This is a genomic window from Nocardia sp. NPDC050710 (assembly GCF_040654375.1).
GTDB lineage: Bacteria > Actinomycetota > Actinomycetes > Mycobacteriales > Mycobacteriaceae > Nocardia.
The window spans coordinates 102069-118808 of the sequence record NZ_JBFAHV010000022.1 but is presented as its reverse complement, the minus strand read 5'-3'; the positions used below and the strand labels follow the sequence as shown (position 1 = coordinate 118808).

At 64.9% G+C, this 16740-nt stretch carries 17 protein-coding genes; 11 read left to right on the top strand and 6 right to left on the bottom strand.

What is annotated here, in order from left to right; genetic code table 11:
• Positions 1–45 precede the first annotated feature (45 nt).
• The gene (locus tag AB0H61_RS30010; protein ID WP_357310982.1) at positions 46–966 is read left to right on the top strand and encodes a DoxX family protein; all 921 of its coding nucleotides are present in this window, start codon (positions 46–48) and stop codon (positions 964–966) included.
• A 535-nt stretch (positions 967–1501) separates the two neighbouring features.
• On the opposite strand, the gene AB0H61_RS30005 is transcribed toward AB0H61_RS30010, so the two are convergent.
• Complete coding sequence (locus AB0H61_RS30005) at positions 1502–1966, bottom strand: hypothetical protein (RefSeq protein ID WP_357310980.1); 465 nt, start codon at positions 1964–1966, stop codon at positions 1502–1504.
• 39 nt (positions 1967–2005) lie between these two features.
• Positions 2006–2440 carry an STAS domain-containing protein gene (locus AB0H61_RS30000; RefSeq protein WP_357310978.1) on the bottom strand — a complete coding sequence of 145 codons (435 nt, stop codon included), beginning with the start codon at positions 2438–2440 and terminating at the stop codon, positions 2006–2008.
• Positions 2441–2533: 93 nt separating this feature from the next.
• On the opposite strand from AB0H61_RS30000, the gene AB0H61_RS29995 reads away from it, so the two are divergent.
• The 3 genes from AB0H61_RS29995 to AB0H61_RS29985 all read left to right on the top strand — a co-directional run bounded on the left by AB0H61_RS29995 (position 2534) and on the right by AB0H61_RS29985 (position 5417).
• A complete protein-coding gene (locus AB0H61_RS29995; protein WP_357310976.1) occupies positions 2534–3121 on the top strand; it encodes a helix-turn-helix domain-containing protein in 588 nt (195 codons plus the stop codon).
• Between the two features lie 237 nt (positions 3122–3358).
• Positions 3359–5083, top strand: a complete 1725-nt coding sequence (ctaD, locus tag AB0H61_RS29990) for a cytochrome c oxidase subunit I (protein WP_357311085.1) — start codon at positions 3359–3361, stop codon at positions 5081–5083.
• 142 nt (positions 5084–5225) lie between these two features.
• A complete protein-coding gene (locus AB0H61_RS29985; RefSeq protein ID WP_357310974.1) occupies positions 5226–5417 on the top strand; it encodes a hypothetical protein in 192 nt (63 codons plus the stop codon).
• On the opposite strand, the gene AB0H61_RS29980 is transcribed toward AB0H61_RS29985, so the two are convergent.
• Positions 5414–6583 carry an alpha-hydroxy-acid oxidizing protein gene (locus AB0H61_RS29980; protein ID WP_357310972.1) on the bottom strand — a complete coding sequence of 390 codons (1170 nt, stop codon included), beginning with the start codon at positions 6581–6583 and terminating at the stop codon, positions 5414–5416. The two genes, AB0H61_RS29985 and AB0H61_RS29980, sit on opposite strands and share 4 nt — an antisense overlap.
• A gap of 107 nt (positions 6584–6690) precedes the next feature.
• A complete protein-coding gene (locus AB0H61_RS29975) occupies positions 6691–7500 on the bottom strand; it encodes a ketosteroid isomerase family protein (protein ID WP_357310970.1) in 810 nt (269 codons plus the stop codon).
• A 114-nt stretch (positions 7501–7614) separates the two neighbouring features.
• Between AB0H61_RS29975 and AB0H61_RS29970 the strand changes: the two genes are divergently transcribed.
• The 4 genes from AB0H61_RS29970 to AB0H61_RS29955 all read left to right on the top strand — a co-directional run bounded on the left by AB0H61_RS29970 (position 7615) and on the right by AB0H61_RS29955 (position 10029).
• Entirely contained in the window at positions 7615–8406 is a 792-nt protein-coding gene (locus AB0H61_RS29970) for a 3-oxo-5-alpha-steroid 4-dehydrogenase (RefSeq protein ID WP_357310968.1), read from the top strand.
• Between the two features lie 75 nt (positions 8407–8481).
• Entirely contained in the window at positions 8482–9279 is a 798-nt protein-coding gene (locus tag AB0H61_RS29965; RefSeq protein WP_357310966.1) for a DUF5984 family protein, read from the top strand.
• 141 nt (positions 9280–9420) lie between these two features.
• Positions 9421–9816, top strand: coding sequence for a hypothetical protein (locus AB0H61_RS29960; RefSeq protein ID WP_357310965.1), 396 nt, complete (start codon positions 9421–9423; stop codon positions 9814–9816).
• Between the two features lie 39 nt (positions 9817–9855).
• Positions 9856–10029 (top strand): hypothetical protein, encoded by a 174-nt coding sequence (locus AB0H61_RS29955; RefSeq protein ID WP_357310963.1) that lies wholly within the window; start codon positions 9856–9858, stop codon positions 10027–10029.
• Positions 10030–10108: 79 nt separating this feature from the next.
• On the opposite strand, the gene AB0H61_RS29950 is transcribed toward AB0H61_RS29955, so the two are convergent.
• Entirely contained in the window at positions 10109–10720 is a 612-nt protein-coding gene (locus tag AB0H61_RS29950; protein ID WP_357310961.1) for a hypothetical protein, read from the bottom strand.
• Between the two features lie 566 nt (positions 10721–11286).
• Here AB0H61_RS29950 and AB0H61_RS29945 point away from each other — a divergent pair.
• Together AB0H61_RS29945 and AB0H61_RS29940 are read left to right on the top strand one after the other, a co-directional pair.
• On the top strand, positions 11287–11751 hold the full coding sequence (locus tag AB0H61_RS29945; protein ID WP_357310959.1) for a hypothetical protein: 465 nt from the start codon (positions 11287–11289) through the stop codon (positions 11749–11751).
• Between the two features lie 150 nt (positions 11752–11901).
• Complete coding sequence (locus AB0H61_RS29940) at positions 11902–12090, top strand: hypothetical protein (RefSeq protein WP_357310957.1); 189 nt, start codon at positions 11902–11904, stop codon at positions 12088–12090.
• Positions 12091–12312: 222 nt separating this feature from the next.
• Here the strand turns inward: AB0H61_RS29940 and AB0H61_RS29935 are convergent, their stop codons facing one another.
• Positions 12313–13803 (bottom strand): DUF222 domain-containing protein, encoded by a 1491-nt coding sequence (locus AB0H61_RS29935; protein ID WP_357310955.1) that lies wholly within the window; start codon positions 13801–13803, stop codon positions 12313–12315.
• A gap of 2029 nt (positions 13804–15832) precedes the next feature.
• Here AB0H61_RS29935 and AB0H61_RS29930 point away from each other — a divergent pair.
• Positions 15833–16720: a DUF2268 domain-containing putative Zn-dependent protease gene (locus AB0H61_RS29930; RefSeq protein ID WP_357310953.1), complete on the top strand. Its 888-nt coding sequence runs from the start codon at positions 15833–15835 to the stop codon at positions 16718–16720.
• Positions 16721–16740: the final 20 nt, after the last annotated feature.

The window sequence follows — 16740 nt, the reverse complement described above, 5'->3', positions numbered from 1 at the left end:
TTCCCGGGAACCCGATCCACAAGCCACCGAGGAAAGGTTGCCTCCATGTTGCTACGCCGACTTGCCCGACCATTACTCGCGACCACGTTCATCGTCGATGGTGTCGATACGCTGCTCCACCCCCAGCCGCGCGCCAAGGCCGCCGCCGCATTGGTTCAGCAGGGCGAGCGCTCGCTGCCGGACAATATCGCCGCCAAACTGCCCGCCGATCCCGGTGTCCTGGTGCAGGTCAACGCGATCACCCAGGTCTCCGCCGGGGTCCTGCTCGCGCTGGGCCGGGCGCCGCGGCTGGCTTCGCTGGCGCTCGCCGCCACCGTGGTGCCCGCGACCGTCACCGAACAGGACTTCTGGGCCGAGACGGACCCCGATCGCAAGGTCGCCAAGCGCACCGCCTTCCTGAAGGACGTCAGCCTGCTCGGCGGTCTGATGATCGCCGCCGCGGATACCGCGGGCAAACCGTCTCTCGGCTGGCGCGGCAGGCGCACGGCACACAACGCGGCGGCCGCGGTCTCCGCAGCGCTACCGCACGGCGCCTCGGACACGAAGTCCGGAGCGGCGCTGCGCGAGCACGCGCACGACGCCGCGGTACGCACCCGCGAGCTCGGCGGAGTCGCCGCGGTCAAGGGCGCGGAACTGGCCGGGGCCGCGCAGGGCCACAGTGCGCACTGGGTCGACTCCGCGAAGGAACGCGCACCGGAAGTCGCCGCCCGGGTACGCGGATCGCATTGGGCCGAGGCAGCCCGCGAACACGGCGCGGAACTGGCCGAAGTGGCCAGGCACCGCGGGGCTGAGTTCGCCGAGGCAGCCAAACACCGCGGAGCGGACTTCGCCGACGTGGCCAGACACCGCGGAGCAGACTTCGCCGACGTGGCCAGACACCGCGGAGCAGACTTCGCCGACGTGGCCAGACACCGCGGAGCAGACCTAGCCGAGGCTGCCCGGCACGTACACCTGAAATCGCGGTAGCCGCCGCACGAACGCGACGCCCAACCGCCGAAGCCGCCGAAGCCGCCGGGGAGCGCACCCGAAATCACGGCAACGGTAAACAACGCCTACCTGCCGGGCAGCCAAGGCCCGCGCACCCGACATCGCATCCACCGCACGCGAACGCGACGTCTCCCTCGCAACGGCAGCCAACATCACGGGGTGAATCTCGCCCAAGCAACCAACACCACGGAGCAGACCTCTCCGAGGCAACCCGCGAACGCGGCGCTCACCTGGCCGAAGCTACCCAGGGCGCGCACCTGAAATCGCGTTAGCCGCACACGAACACAACACTCACACCGCCGAAGCCACCAGGAACGCGCACCCGAAATCGCGGTGGCACACGAACGCAACGCCCACCTCGCCGCGACCGCGCCTCCGAAATCCCATCCACCGCACACGAACACGGCGTCTCCCTAGCCGAGACCGCCAAGGACCGCGCACTCTGAACCCGCGGCCATAGCTTCGCCGAAACCGGCCGCGTGGGGTTTCCGGCTGGGTGGACACCGATGATGTGTCAGCTGGGTTCGGGGGCAGGTGACATCCGGGACAAGATTTCCAGCAGTTCTGCCTCGTGATGGTCGTGTGCCCACCGGGACATTTCCTCGATTGTGTCCTGCAGCAGGGCTGCCAATTCGGACAGCGTGCTGACGCAACTTGCCTCTACGCTGCCGCCTTCGTCGGGGTCGGCGCTGTCGTGCACGGCAAATATCTCGACATGTCGCGCATCAGGTTCGGCCGGTATGGGAACAAGCTTGACGAAGTAGTTTCCTTCCCAGAAGTAGAAGTCGGCTTCCTCGCCGCTGCGGGCATACCCGATCGCGGTGCGCAGCGACCCCAGGACAGGCAGGGGGTCGTCGGTCCAGCCATGCTCGGGAAAGTCGTAGCCGTCGATGGTGATCCAGACTCTGCCGGAGACATAGAGCTGAGGACGGCGGGAGTCGACAGCCAGGTGCTCGCTTGGGATATTCAGTTCGAACATGAGTCCCATTCTCCGGCCAACGGTGACCGGTTTTCTCCACTACGCTGTCGCTTGGTATCCCGGCCCGGGCTCGGTGAGTGCCGCGTCCAGCGAGTCGATGCGCTGGAACCGGGGTGCCAGCCCGGTGATCTCGATGACCCGGTTCACCGGCCGCGCCGTGGTGATCAAAAGTATTCGGCACCCGTATCTTTCGGCCTCGGTCTGTAGATCGATCAGTAGTGTGAGCCCGGCGGCGGCGAGAAAGGTCACCGGCGACAGATCGACCACGACGGTCGAACCGCGAGATCCGAAGGCGCGCACCAGATTTTCCCGCAAAGTGGGCGCCGTCCACAGGTCGATCTCACCGATCACCTCGATCAGCGTGGTGTCTGCGCGCGGTCGGCTGACCGAATACCGGATCGCTTGTCCCTCGGATCCTTCGGATCGCGCACCGTCATGCCGATGGTCAGGGCGAGCGCCGGGAGGGATGGACATGCGTCGTCTCCTGTGATCGTCCACGGTGCGGGACAGACCTGTCTCCCTAGTGAAGCACCGCCCGCCCGGTCTGTACAGGGATAGGGTGGGGCCATGTCTGCGAGCGACGATCCCGTCCCGGGTGCCCGCGAACGAATTCTGGCCACCGCCTATGAGTTGTTCACCCGCCGTAGCATCCGTGACGTCGGTATCGATGAGGTCATCGCCAGGGCCGGGATCGCGAAAGCCACGCTGTATCGCCATTTCCGTACCAAGGACGACCTGGTGCTCGCGGTATTGGCACGCCGGGAACAGCTGTGGACCTTCGGATTCGTCGAAGAGCAGTCGCGGCGGCGCGGTGCGACACCGGAGCAGCAACTCCTCGCGATCTTCGATGTCTTCGACGAATGGTTCGCCACCAACGGTTTCGAGGCATGCACCTTCATCAATGTGCTGTTGGAGATGGGGGCCGACCATCCCACGGGGCGCGCCAGCATCGGCCATCTCGACACCGTTCGCGGCGTGGTGCGTGCCCGCGCGCAGGAGGCCGGTCTATGCGATCCGGAGGATTTCGCGCACTCCTGGCACCTTCTGATGAAGGGTTCGATCGTCGCCGCATCCGAAGGGGATCGGCTGGCCGCGCGGCGCGCGCAGCGAATGGCGGCTCGGCTGATCGAGCAATACCGTCGCGATCTTGCGTAGCGGCTACCGGACCCGTGCCCGGCACCTTGAACCCAGGGCTGAGCGAGGGCTCCTACCGTGGGCGCACGCCGGTCCGAATGGCCAAAGCGGGCGTGTCGCTGATCAAGAAGGCGCATAATCCGGGTCACAGCCTGGTCGGCGTTTCGGAAGGTGGCGGCAGCCGTGGTTGTTACCGAAATCGAGGCCGTCCGGCCATATCCGCGACGGCTCGGCCCCAAGGGCTCATACCTCTGGAAGATGATCACCACCACCGATCCGAAGGTGCTCGGGGTCATGTATTTGACGACCGCGATGACCTTCTTCTTCATCGGCGGCCTGATCGCTCTGCTGATGCGCGCCGAGGTGGCACGGCCGGGCATGCAGTTCCTATCCCCCGAACAGTTCAATCAGCTCTTCACCATGCACGGCACGATCATGCTGCTCTTCTACGCGACACCGATCCTGTTCGGATTCGCGAATGCGGTGCTGCCGTTGCAGATCGGGGCACCGGATGTCGCCTTTCCCCGGCTGAACTCCTTCAGCTACTGGCTGTATCTGTTCGGCGCGACGATGGCCACCGCGGGCTTTCTCACCCCCGGTGGTCCCGCCGACTTCGGGTGGACCGGCTACACACCGCTGAGTGCCTTCGAACACGCCCCCGGGGTCGGGGCGGATCTGTGGATCATGGGGCTCGCGGTATCGGGCGTCGGCACCATCCTCGGCGGGGTCAACATGATCACCACGGTGATCTGCCTGCGAGCGCCCGGTATGACGATGTTCCGGATGCCGATCTTCACCTGGAACATCCTGGTAACGAGTGTGCTTGTGCTACTGGCCTTTCCAATCCTGACCGCAGCGCTGATGGGGCTCGCGGTCGACCGGCATCTCGGCGCACACATCTACGATCCGGCGACGGGCGGCATCCTGCTGTGGCAGCACCTGTTCTGGTTCTTCGGCCATCCCGAGGTGTACATTGTCGCGCTGCCGTTCTTCGGCATCGTGACCGAGATATTTCCGGTTTTCAGCCGTAAGCCGCTCTTCGGCTACACCACCCTGATCTACGCGACACTCTCGATCGCGGCGCTGTCGGTAGCGGTATGGGCGCATCACATGTACGCGACGGGAGCCGTTCTGCTGCCGTTCTTTTCGTTGATGACCTTCCTGATCGCGGTGCCGACCGGGGTGAAGTTCTTCAACTGGATCGGCACCATGTGGCGCGGCCAGTTGACCTTCGAGACACCGATGTTGTGGTCGGTCGGGTTCCTCGTCACCTTCCTGTTCGGCGGGCTGTCCGGGGTCGTGCTGGCCAGCCCGCCGCTCGACTTCCACGTCACCGACAGCTATTTCGTGGTCGCGCACTTCCACTACGTGCTCTTCGGCACGATTGTGTTCGCCACCTTCGCGGGCATCTACTTCTGGTTCCCGAAGATGACCGGGCGGATGCTCGACGAACGGCTGGGCAAGCTGCACTTCTGGACCACACTGATCGGCTTCCACACCACCTTCCTGGTGCAGCACTGGCTGGGTGCGCAGGGAATGCCGCGCCGTTACGCGGACTACCTACCCTCCGACGGGTTCACCACGCTGAACACCATCTCCACCATCGGCGCATTCCTCCTCGGCAGCTCGATGCTCCCGTTCATCTGGAACGTCTTCAAGAGCTTCCGATACGGCGAGGTGGTCACCGTGGACGATCCCTGGGGTTACGGCAATTCACTGGAATGGGCCACCAGCTGCCCGCCGCCGCGCCACAACTTCTACGAACTGCCCCGAATACGGTCCGAACGCCCGGCCTTCGAGCTGCATTACCCGCATATGGTGGAGCGGATACGAGCCGAGGCGAACGTGGGCTGGGGGTCGAAGAAGCATGCCGCGACTGTCGCGCAGACACCCGTCGCGCCCGCTGCCCAGGACACCGAGACCGACGCTCCGCCGGGCGGAACCGACACTGCGCCGGGCGATTCCGGTACAACAGAGAAGTAGACGCCCAGAGTACGACCGCAGTCGAGTTCGAAACATTCCGGGATAATCGCGGCGAAGGAATTCGTGCGATAGCAGACCAGTGCCGGAATGCCCGTGACCTGAGCGTCCCCGTGCCTGAGAGTTCAGATTGTGAGCAACCGCAGTGGATCTCGACCGTCTCGACCGATACCGCGACCACAACACCATGCTGGCCGACCAGCTCTCCAGCCCACGGTTGCGCCGCCTGCTGCGCAATGCCGTCGAGCTGTCCGAGGAATCCGTGGACCTGCTGACCCAGCTCAGTGAGCGACTCCGCACCGCGGAGGGCGCACTACCGGACCCGGCCATGACCTAGTGCGCGGCACGGCCTTTCGTGGTCGGACGGATGTTCTCGCGCACCGCCGTGAGATCCCGGTAGCCGTTCACCGCCATCAGCAGATCGGCCTCCGCGAGGATCATGCGCAGCAGATGCTCCAGGCCGCGCACCCCACCGAGTGCCAGCCCGTAGACATACGGCCTGCCGATGCCGACCATGGTCGCGCCGAGACCGAGCGCCTTGATCACATCCGAGCCGGACCGCACACCCGAGTCGAACAGCACCGGAACCCGGTCCTCGACCGCCGCCACCACGCCGGGCAACGTCTCCAGCGCACTGAGCCCGCCATTCGCTTGGCGCCCACCGTGATTCGAGCAATAAATGCCGTCGACACCGTGATCGAGCGCGCGGCGCGCGTCGTCCGGATGCGAGATACCCTTGAGAATGATCGGCAGATCGGTGAGCGACCGCAGCCATTCCAGGTCGTCCCAGGTCAGCGAGTTACCGAAGGTGCCGACCCAGTGCAATACGGTCATCTTCGGATCGTCGGAGCCGACCATCCGCTGGAATACCGGATCGCTGGTGTAGTTCTTCAGCACGTGCCCGCGCAGCTGCGGGAAGTTCCCGGTCGATAGGTCACGGGGCCGCCACCCCGGGATCCAGGTATCCAAAGTGACTGCGATACCGCGATATCCGGCCTTCTCCGCGCGACTCACCAGACTGGCGGCGAGATCCCGATTCTTGGGGGTGTAGAGCTGGAAGAAACCGGGCGTCTGCTCGGCGTGCGGGATGACATCCTCCAGCGGATCCTCCATCAGTGTGGAGAAGACCGCGGGCACACCGGTTTTCGCCGATGCCTCGGCGACCGCGATATCCCCGTGGTTATCGCCGGTGACCAGTCCGATCACCCCGACCGGCGCCATGAAGATCGGGGTCGGGAAGGTCTGCCCCCATGCCGTGACCGAGAGATCGCGCTCGGTAGCGCCGACCAGCATGCGCGGCACCAGACCCCAGTCCTCGAACGCCTCGGCATTGCGCCGCTGGGTCAGCTCGTCGCCCGCACCGCCCGCGATATAGGAATGCAGCGAGGCGGGCAATGCCGCCGCGGCCTTGGCCTCGAGCGTGGCGTAGTCCATCGGAAACTCGGGCAGATTCCCGCCGAGCGCGGCGAAGTAGATCTCGTTCTGATAGTCGGCGAACGCCATCGTTCGGCCCTTCCGTCGGCGCCAGGTCACGCGGGAGCCGAAGCGCTCCCCTTCCGGATCCTAGACAGGGCCGTCGGGTCCGCGGACCGGACCGAGGCACGAAAGTTCTACGGGTTGGCGTCGAGGAATACCTCGATGCCGGTGATCCGGGCGGCGTTCGGGGCGAAGCCGACGATCGCGATTCCATGCGCATTGCCGAGTTCGACCGTGGCGGTCACCGTGCGTCCGGCGGCGATCAGCTTGTCCCACCGCATATTCCGTGCGCGGTTGGTGAACTCCTCGACCGAGACCGGGGTCCCGGCGGGCAACTCGAGCGCCACCCGGTCCCCCAGCAGTCCGCGCACCCGGCCGATATCGGTGGCCGCGGCCGCGGTGAACAGCTCCGTCGTCGCGCTCTTACCCGCGCGCCCGACGCTGATGAGTGCCCGCATCATGCCAATGGCGCCGCTCACCCCCTGGTTCACGACCAGTTGCGGGCCCAACTTCAGTGCGGCGCCCAGCCCGGGCAGTCCGGTGCGCAGCAGTTGCACGATCATCGGGGCCAGTTCCCAGTGCGCTGCCAGTCGGGCGATCTTCCACTCACCGTCGACCTCCGCGAGGTCGTAGCGCAGGTGCATCGGAACCCGCACGGTCGCGCCGGTGGACATGGTGGTCGCGATGAATAGGTCCCGTAGCACGGTTTGTCGGGCCACAATGTCGCGCCGGACATCGAAGGCAATGGTGTTCGGCCCGATGAAGGTGTCGTAGAAGCGTTCGATCGCGGCGCGACCGATATGCGGGCGGGAGCCGACCGGGTCGTTGACCGCCGCGTCCGTGCCGAACAGGTCCACCCAGGCCGTCCTGTCGTGCGCCGCGACGGCGCGCGGGGAGGCCTGCACGGCCGCCAGCAGGTCTTCGGCGGTCGGATCGAGCGGCATGACGGCTTCCTCCATAGTCAAGGGCCACGATAGTGCATATGTTAGAACATGTTCTAATTTCGGCGCCGCCTGTCGGGCGAGACAGCGCCGCGCACCATTCGACAAAGGACCTCGATGGACTGGTACACCGGCGACATCGCCTACGACACCGTGCTCACGATCGCCTTCGCCTTCGCCGCATTCGTGCTGGTCGGTGGGCTATTCGCACAGAGCCCGTATGGCCGCTTCGCCACCACGAAGGTCGGCTTCAACCTCAACCCGAAACTCGGCTGGTGGCTGATGGAAATACCTGCGACGGTGGTGTTCGCGGTGTTCTACCTCAGCGGCCCGCAGCGATTCGAACCGGTCCCGCTGGTACTGGCCTGCATCTGGTTGCTGCACTACGGTAATCGCGGCTGGTTCTTCCCGCTCTCCATCCGGCAGGTCCCCGGCAAACGCAGCAGCTTCAATGTCTCGGTACTCGCCGCGGGCATGTTCGTCACCGCACTGCACGGCTACCTCAACGGCGCGTTCTTCAGCCACGACTACAAGCACCAGTACCGCACCGACTGGTTCACCGATCCACGCTTCCTGATCGGCGTGACCGTCTACCTGTGCGGCTTCACGCTGCTGGTTCGCTCCGAGACTATCGTGCGCAACCTGCGCGACAAGAACAACCCCGGCACGACCGAATACCGAATCCCCTACGGCTTCGGCTTCCGCTTCGTCACCAGCCCCGCCTACGCCGGCGAGCTGATCGCCTGGGCCGGATTCGCCCTGCTCACCTGGTCGCTCGCGGGCGTGGTCATCTTCCTGATCACCGCGGGCAATCTCGTCCCGCGCGCCTTCGCCACCCACAAGTGGTACCGGGAAAAGTTCGCGGACTACCCGGCCGACCGAAAGGCGCTGATCCCCTTCGTCCTCTGAGCCGGGTGCTGCCTCGTGGCCGTAGCCGATAACCGGATGTCCTACGGCAAAAGCCGGTCGACAGAGTGTGTGGCGATGGGGTTGCATCGTGCCGTGCGTTTCCAGTTCGAGCTCGTACCGGTTGAGGAGGTCGTTCCGTGGGGGACAGACCGGAACTTGCACTGGTTCGGGCTCACCGAGGGCTGGTACTGCCTTGATGTGGGTGGAGTCGACTTGCTGCGATACACCGAGCAGACCACAGCCAGGCACCCCCTCGAGGGCGAGCGAGCGGCGCCACCTTGGGCGGACTATTACGTGGCCCGCCTATGGGAGGACATGCTGCAAGCGTTGCCCTACATCCTCGAACCCGTGCCGGATGATCTGGTGGATATCGTGGCTACCGGGTGGTCCATCGAGTGGGACGACACCATCGACAACGCAGAGTTCCTGAACAACACGCTGATCGACGCGGCCCTCGATGTCTGCGATCATCGGCACGTCGACACTGGTTATCTGCGCTTCGGGCCCGGGCTGCGGTGGTGGCGCACGGTCGAGTCGATGGACACCGTCAGCGTGGATTGGCGGTTTGCCGTCGACCCCGATGGCGAGGTCGCATTCACTGCACCGCTATCGGGCCGGGCATCCGTCAGCACCGACGAATTCATCGCCGCGGTAACAGATTTCGACCACCAGCTATTCCAGGCCATGCAGGTGCGGGTGGACCGGATCGCCGCGACCGGCGCTCCGGCACGGATCAATCTCGATGTTCCTGGTTTGATCCGGGAGCAGGCCGCGCGGCGGACCTGGCTGTCGCAGTCGTTGGCGCAGCAAGTGAACACCGACTGGGATGCGGTGCGGGCAGGGGTGTCGATCCTGGCTCCGTATTCGAGGTAGATCGCTGTAGTCGTGGGAGATGTCAGAACGCGCCCGGGGAGCCATGCGTGGACGTTTCAGCGGGGAGTAGTCTCGCTCCACTGACCGGTCGCTGTGTCACACCAGGGCCGCCAACGCCAGATCGCCAGCGAAGGAGGAACTTTGAAGGTTCGGTGCATCGGGCCCCTCGAGAGTGATATACGGGACGAGAACGGCACGCCGGCCTTCATGCATCCGGCGGCCATAGGGGCCGAGTACACCGTCCGCGCGATGGCGTTGATGAACAACAAGCTGGCCGTATTCCTCGTAAGCGAGACCGGGTGGCCGACGTGGTTTCCGGTCGACCGATTCGTCGTCGTGGACGCTCAAATCCCTGCGGGATGGGAATTCACCACGAGGACGGGATTCATAAGTGCACTGTGGGGATACCCGACACTCATCCGAGATCGCGATCGTCTCGGCGCGCTATACGGGCGGCGAGAGTCAGCCCGAGAGGCCTTCCTTCGAGAGTCCGGCGTGAGCGGGTTCGACAAGAGAACCGGCAGATTCATCGAATGATGCCGGGGATATCCCCAGCGGCTGCGCGAACTGGGCGACGTGACGTTCACCCGGATCCAGATAGCGCCTTTTCAGCTCGAGGAGTTCGACACCACCTTCGGGCTCATCGCCCGTCCCGGTGACGAGGAGGACGATCCGTGGTGGGTGGAACTCCATCCCGGAAACTACATGGCATTCACAGAACCGTGGGACAGCGGCGAGTACGACACTTGATATGCGGTCAGCGGGATGTGCGGCCGCTCGCGATGGCAAGATTCGCCGCCCGTATCCAGCCAGGGGCGCAGGTGGTGACCTACCGAGAGGACGTCGTCGACCGGACAGTTGTGGCAGCGATCGCGTCGAGACGTTGGGCGCGGCGCGCTTCGCTGGGCATGAGCAGTTTCAGCAACGTCCGGACGAAGTCGGGGCGTTGGTTCCACAGCCGGGCGTCGAGCTCGAACATGAGATCCATGAATGGCCGCCCGAACACCGCTGCCAGCCTGCGATCGGCTTGGTAGGTGATGCGTCGATACCAGATCACCAACCCCACGTAATGGCAGATCACGTACACCACCATGCCTACGAGGGCGCCCTGCCACGGCTGTAGGACGTACCCGTCCGCGACGAAGAGCAGGTATACCAGCGGCAAGACAGCTGTGAACCAGACGGCGACCCGGAATTTGAACCGCCCAGCCCTGAACAGGTCCAGGGCGACGATGTTCTCCGCGAGCGTGCCGTCCTGCTCGGTGGCAGTGAGTTTGTCGAAGGCAGGCCCGACCACGAGGGCCGGTTGCCGCTTCTTCAAGCGCGCGAATACACCGGCCGCGCACCGCTGGGGCACTCGGCCCGACTCGATGAGCGGAGGCTGCACCCCCAGCCTTGCCGCGAGTTCGGCGGTGCGGGTGTTGATCTGATCCAGGTCCACGGGGCACATCATCGACCACGCAAGTGACATACGCGAGTTCACCATTGCGGAAAGGGGCGACGGATCGCCGAGACCGTCCGCCCTTCGGCAGCAGGGTGTGTTCGAGCGCGGTGGAGCGCACGCGCTCGCGGCGCACGTTTTGTGCTCCGAGGTGAGAGAGATCGTTCGCGATATGACGTTTTTCCGCCTGACGACCGATACGGCGCACCCGGTTCCATGGCGACTAGGCTGCGACGTTCTACACATCGAACACGACCGGCATGGCCGACAGATCGTCACCGTCGAGTTGCAGGCAGGAGTGTCAGACCCCTTCGGCAACCGCGTGTGTGACGTATCGATCGACCAACTCGGAGATATGCCCGACGCGTAGTCGTCTACCGATAACCCGCCTGAACCCGCAGCCATACCGGGACGACAACGGGCGAGGCACCGACCAAACTGCTTGACACAAAACACCTTACGCTGATGAGCGGGTGTTGACTGGCGCTGATCATCGGGACCGCCTGGCGGACGTGACGATCCTTGGCAGGTTGGCGCCGTATACACTCGGGCAGAACAATTGCGCAGTGACCGATCTCGATGACCTGCTCGCCAGCCTGACACCCGACGAGCGCAATGCGGTGGCTGCCCTCGACGCGCGGCGCCTCGAGGTTGAACGCGCTCGTCTTAGCCGAGTGGTCGCGGCTCAGGTGTCTACCCCGATGTATGGCGCGTTCGCCAGCTTGCGGATGTGGGATGTCCTCGTTCGCAATATGGAAGACTTCTGGTCCGCCTGCGACTACTACATGGTCTACGAGTACCTGAACATGCTCGATGTGCGAAGCGGGATCGAGGAGAACCTCGCCGAGATGCCTACGAGCCTCCAACGAAAGGTCGAGCGTGTGGTTACCGACCTGGACCGCCGGTTCCGCGAAGTGACTGAAGATGATGTCGGCACCGAACTGGCCCGCTATTCAAAACGTGTCGCCAGCGGCATCGACCTCCCGTGGTGGCGGACCCGTAAGCCGAAAGTCCTGCCAACAGGCTGGTGACCAGCCCTGGGCCACATCGCGGTCGTGCTCACCCCACGGCATGCGGCCGACCCGGGACTGGTTGAATCGGCGACACCAGCACCAATCCTGTTATCTCACTACCAGCGCCGCGGCCACCCTCTTGTTTGAAGGCCGTTGCAGTATTAGCGCATGAGCCGAAGACGATACGTGGCACGCGGAGTGCCCGGCGGCTACCGGATTTGGGACAACAAGGTCCGGCGCTGGTGGGGCGATCTTTATGAGCTGTGCCCGGACGAGCTGGTGGACGCGCTGAACCGCGGCCGGGACCACGAGACGATCACCGTGCTTCTCAAGCGATTCCGTGCGCAGAAACGGTAGCCCAGTCAGCCACCGGAGTGCCATTGCAGTCCGGTCGAACCCAACTTCGGTTTTCGCGATCCGGAAACAGTCCTCGACCGACCAGCGGCACGGGCGACGCGGATCAGCTCAGCGTCGCTGGTGCCGATCGGACCGCCGCACCGGTAGTAGGCGATCTCTAGCTCGCCTTCGGCGTTGCGGGGCAGCGATCGTCTCGCCAAAGTGGCGGCGCTGACTGCGGGTTCATGCCGCGTCATCGGATGACTGTCGGAGTTGTTGCAGCCATTCGTGGTGTTGGGCGCGCTCGAGATCTTTGTGAGCATGGATGCGCGCCAGTGCCTCGGCGAGCAACTCGCCGGGGTGGTGGCGGTGGTTGATCGTCGGGGTTCGGGACGGATCGATGTGGGGTGGGGCGATCCATGCGGTGCGGCCCGGATGCTTCGAGTCCGGGCCCAGGACAACGGTTTTCCAGCCGCCCGGGCCGTCATGGATCATTGCGTGGCAGCGGTCGCAGGCCAGGGTTTCGTTGCCGATATCGGTGGGCCCACCTTTGCCCCATTCGGTGACATGGTGGACGGCGCAGAGAGCGGCGGGCGCATCGCATCCGGGGCGGGAACAGCCGCGCACGGCGGCTATCAATGCCATCCGCTGATCGGAGGTGGCGAGACGCTTCGTCCTCCCCAGATGCAAGGGGAGGCCGTCGTGGTTGAACACCATCAGGAACGGCGTGGACCGTTCCGCGAGTTTCAATGCCTCCGGCAACGGGACGGTACCGCCGGTGGCTGTGGTCGCGACACCCGCTGCTCTTTCGACGTCGGCGACACTCATGGTCAGGATCGTCGAGACGGGCAACCCGCGATGGCCGCCGAGCGCATCCGGTGACACATCCGGCGTCAGCAATGCCAGTACCGCATCATGCGTGCGCTGGGCGGCGGTGCGTACATCTCGTCGCGCAGCGGCGGCCAGCACATCCCGGTCGACGGATTCGTCATTGCCGCAAGGGGAGTCCGGGTCGTCCGGGTTGTTCATGCCGGGGCGCCCCAGCTTCGCCACCACCGGATCCAGTAACGCGCGCAGGGTCGGGGTCAGCTCGCCGCTGACCGGCGACATCCCGTCCGCACGCTGCCGCCCGATCGCGATGCCGCGCATACGTTGCCGGTCGCGGTCATCGGTGAGCTGCCCGTCCGGATCCAGACGCGCCAGGATCGCGTCACCGACCTTGCCGATATCGTCCGGAGATCCGGTGCGAGCGAAATCGGCCAGAATCTGTTCGGCCGCGTGAAAATCCGCGTCCCGAGTGGATCCCGGGACGCGCTTCATGACAGCGGCGATCCCACGGGCATGGTCGGGTGAGATATCCCCGTCGGCCTGCGCCGCGGCGGTGGCAGGCAGGCGTGGCTCGACAGCATCGCCACCCATGTCGTGCCATGTCCCCAACGAGGTCGCGGCCGCGACGCGAGCTCCGGCGTCCGCGTTGGACAGGCGCAGGGTTTGCATCAGAAATCGCTTCACCGTGCCGGTACCGGTGTGCGATGGCAACGACCTATCGGATGCTTCCACAATCAACCGATGCCCGACCGCCGCCAACATCCTGGCAGCTTGCTCGACTCCCCGCATGGCATGAACGATTTCGTCATCGCTCAGCCCCGTGAGTGAAAGGTCGCGAAGCGCGGCAACAGAGCTCAGCAGCGGGTCGGTAACCCGTTGCGGCCCTGCCCCATCGCTCGAACGCATGTACTAAACATGCCCGTCCGACATCGCGACACGCCAGCAGAATCCCGGTCTGATCTGCACGTCTTCACACTGGACAAATGTGTGAAATACGCACGACCGCAGCCATTTTCCGGATCCCTCCTGCTGTGCCCGCGTCCCGCGCGGGGCCGAGTCGGCACTGCCGTGTCGACCGTCGTGAACGGTGCATTCGATACCGGTGCCTGTGTGCCGGACGCCGATGCGAGTAGCACGGGCCACGACAGATATGGGACCGCCCGGCCGCGAGTGCGAGCGGTGCGATCGAAGCCGGCGCCGAATCCGGAGCTGGTACGCAGGGCGCTGATGCGAGTAACGCGGACGCCATATGTCGAGGCAAACCCGATCGCGATCGAGCGTTGAGTTCGAAGCCCGAACCGAGACTGGTGCGCGGGGCATCGTTGCGAGCGGCGTGCAGGCCGACATCGGTTCGACGAGCCTGGCTGTAAAGTGCGTGGTCGAGGCTGCTCCGTGCGCAGGACGCTGGCGCGAGTAGCGCAGGCCGCCACAGGTTTACGACCAGCTGGCTACGAGCGTGGTTGGTGCTATCGAAGCTGGAGCCGGTACACAGTGTTCTGATGCGAGTAACGCGGACCGTGACAGGTTCAGGACGACCCTGGTCGCAAGTGAGCGATGCGACCGCAGCACATACCGTGGCCATGCGCGGGGCACTGATGCGGGTGGCGCACAGGCCGACACCAGGTTCGACGAGTCCGGCCGCAAGTGGGGGCGCTGTCGTCGAGCCCGCTGCGGTGCGCAGTGTACTGATGCGAGTTACGCAGGCCGCCACAGGTTCAGGACGAAACCTGGCCGCGCGAGTGTGGGGGGTGCATTCGATGTGGGTGAGCAAGCGACGCGCATCGCCGCGATCTGAACCGGCCTTCGCAATCTCGCCCATTATCGGCAACCTCGCGCCACTGTCCGCGATCGCGAATAACCCGCCGTGACCCACACATCGGCGATCGCTGCGGTACATGTGCGATCGCGCGTCGCCGAAAGCGTTGTGCGACTGGTGAATCGATACCAGCCACTGATCCGCGAATTGCGTTTGGGCGCGGCCCCCGGTGGGGTGCGGGGGTTTCGCGGTCCTTCGGGCCGATAGAGCAGTGCTGAGCACACCGCCTGCCTTACCTGACTGTCCCCTGCCGTCATGATGCACGGTGCAAGCTTCCAGCCTGGCTGACCGGCTGTGGTCACCATCCGAACCCACCGGACGAGAAGGCGGTCATCGACGATAGAGAAATGGCTACGGCACAACATCACTACTTCGCGACGGTTGACGACGAACCGGCAATGCCCACAGGGAAGTTGTTGCCGCACAACCCGCAACGCCACCACTCTCCGACCGCCCGACGACACCTCACTGTTCAAATCCTCACCATCGAATTCTCGAGACCGGACCACAGCCGGTCGACCGGCCAACCAAGCCGAACGCCGCCCACCCGACAGCGGGAGGTAAGCCCGGTAGGGCACCAACGCGCCCAGCACTGCTCCAGTGCAAACCTGGGTAGGCTCGCCGCCACTGCGACACCTAATTCCTGGGGAAAGTCGTCCCCCAACCCACCCGGCCACCCAAAGACACCGCCAACTGTCCGCCCGGGGAATCACCGCTCCCACACACCCAGCCACCGAACGGCACCACCAACAGCCCACCCAGGCAGTCACCGCTCCCAAAACACCGCCCCCAAAGGCACGCCAACCGCTCACCCCTGGAATCTCGGCTCTCTACGCACCCCACCACCAAACACGACCAACGGCACACCCCAGGAATCACCGCTCTCAATCACTCGAATGCACCCCGAAAAGCCGACGCCGGAACCACATTCGTCAACGCATCCCCGAACACCGAGCACGGCGAACCAATCCGTCCGGACACGCCTTCCAACACCGCGAGCCGGGCTCGTGAAACCCGCCGAGCAGTGAGCGCCGCACCCACCCACGTTGATCCGCCGGTTCGGCAGTAGCGCTTGTTCGATTGACCTTGCCCATACGTCAATGTTTAGCGTCGGATGCCATGACGATCACTGTTCTCGACACCTACTCGGCTATGAAGCAAATCCTGCTGGCTCCGGCCACGGATCGCGTCGGCATGCTTACCTCGATGCTCGAGCCGGTCAGGGATATGTACCGTTACTTTCCCGGTGACGTCGATCTGGTGGCAATGCATGGCTGGGCATCCGGGTTTCCCCTCGACCGCGACGAGCGGCGTTGCCTCGACGCGCTCGAAACGCTGGCCGCGGCCGGTGCCTGGGAACGGATGCAGCGCGCTCTCGACGATGCTCTTGCCCTACAGATGACGGCGACGCCGGGGATCGAGGTCCCGGATATCACCGTGCTGTTCGTACTCGGCGACCCGGGCGATGCCCACTTCATGGACACCTGCCTCGGCATCACGGGGAACGGCGGTATCTCGGGCCATATCATGATCACGCTGTGGCCCTTCCCCGAGAATGTGGCCGACCTCGAGGCCACCGCCGTGCACGAACTCAACCACAATCTGCGCTACAGCCCGGGTGGGGTCGTGTGGAATCCGATGACCGTCACGGTCGGCGAGCATGTCGTCTCGGAAGGCTTGGCCGACGCCTTCGCCCGCCAGCTCTACGGCGACGAACTCGGCTACACCCGCATCGGCGTGCCACATCTGCGTGACGAGGCGGTCTTCGCCAAGGTCGTGTCCGGACTCGGCGTGACCGGCATGCAGAACTTCACAGCCTGGGTACACGGCGACGCCAGCGCCGAGCAATTCGGCGTTACCCCGGTGGGATTGCCGACCGGCGCCGGATACGCTGTGGGCAATAGGCTGGTCGACGCCTACCTGACCGCGACCGGGCAGACGGCGGCACAGGCCCTGCACGCCGAGAGCTCGGAGATCATCGCCACCGCCCTCCAGGCCGAGGGCTGATCCAGGCATCGGAGACCGGA

Excerpts from the sequence above, each read along its gene's own strand:
- AB0H61_RS30000 (WP_357310978.1), bottom strand. The coding sequence starts at position 2,440 with ATGTCCATCCCTCCCGGCGCTCGCCCTGACCATCGGCATGACGGTGCG.
- ctaD (WP_357311085.1), top strand. The coding sequence starts at position 3,359 with ATGATCACCACCACCGATCCGAAGGTGCTCGGGGTCATGTATTTGACG.
- AB0H61_RS30010 (WP_357310982.1), top strand. The coding sequence starts at position 46 with ATGTTGCTACGCCGACTTGCCCGACCATTACTCGCGACCACGTTCATC.
- AB0H61_RS29935 (WP_357310955.1), bottom strand. The coding sequence starts at position 13,803 with ATGCGTTCGAGCGATGGGGCAGGGCCGCAACGGGTTACCGACCCGCTG.
- AB0H61_RS29930 (WP_357310953.1), top strand. The coding sequence starts at position 15,833 with ATGACGATCACTGTTCTCGACACCTACTCGGCTATGAAGCAAATCCTG.
- AB0H61_RS29965 (WP_357310966.1), top strand. The coding sequence starts at position 8,482 with ATGGGGTTGCATCGTGCCGTGCGTTTCCAGTTCGAGCTCGTACCGGTT.
- AB0H61_RS29975 (WP_357310970.1), bottom strand. The coding sequence starts at position 7,500 with ATGCCGCTCGATCCGACCGCCGAAGACCTGCTGGCGGCCGTGCAGGCC.
- AB0H61_RS29980 (WP_357310972.1), bottom strand. The coding sequence starts at position 6,583 with ATGGCGTTCGCCGACTATCAGAACGAGATCTACTTCGCCGCGCTCGGC.
- AB0H61_RS29995 (WP_357310976.1), top strand. The coding sequence starts at position 2,534 with ATGTCTGCGAGCGACGATCCCGTCCCGGGTGCCCGCGAACGAATTCTG.
- AB0H61_RS29940 (WP_357310957.1), top strand. The coding sequence starts at position 11,902 with ATGAGCCGAAGACGATACGTGGCACGCGGAGTGCCCGGCGGCTACCGG.
- AB0H61_RS29970 (WP_357310968.1), top strand. The coding sequence starts at position 7,615 with ATGGACTGGTACACCGGCGACATCGCCTACGACACCGTGCTCACGATC.
- AB0H61_RS30005 (WP_357310980.1), bottom strand. The coding sequence starts at position 1,966 with ATGTTCGAACTGAATATCCCAAGCGAGCACCTGGCTGTCGACTCCCGC.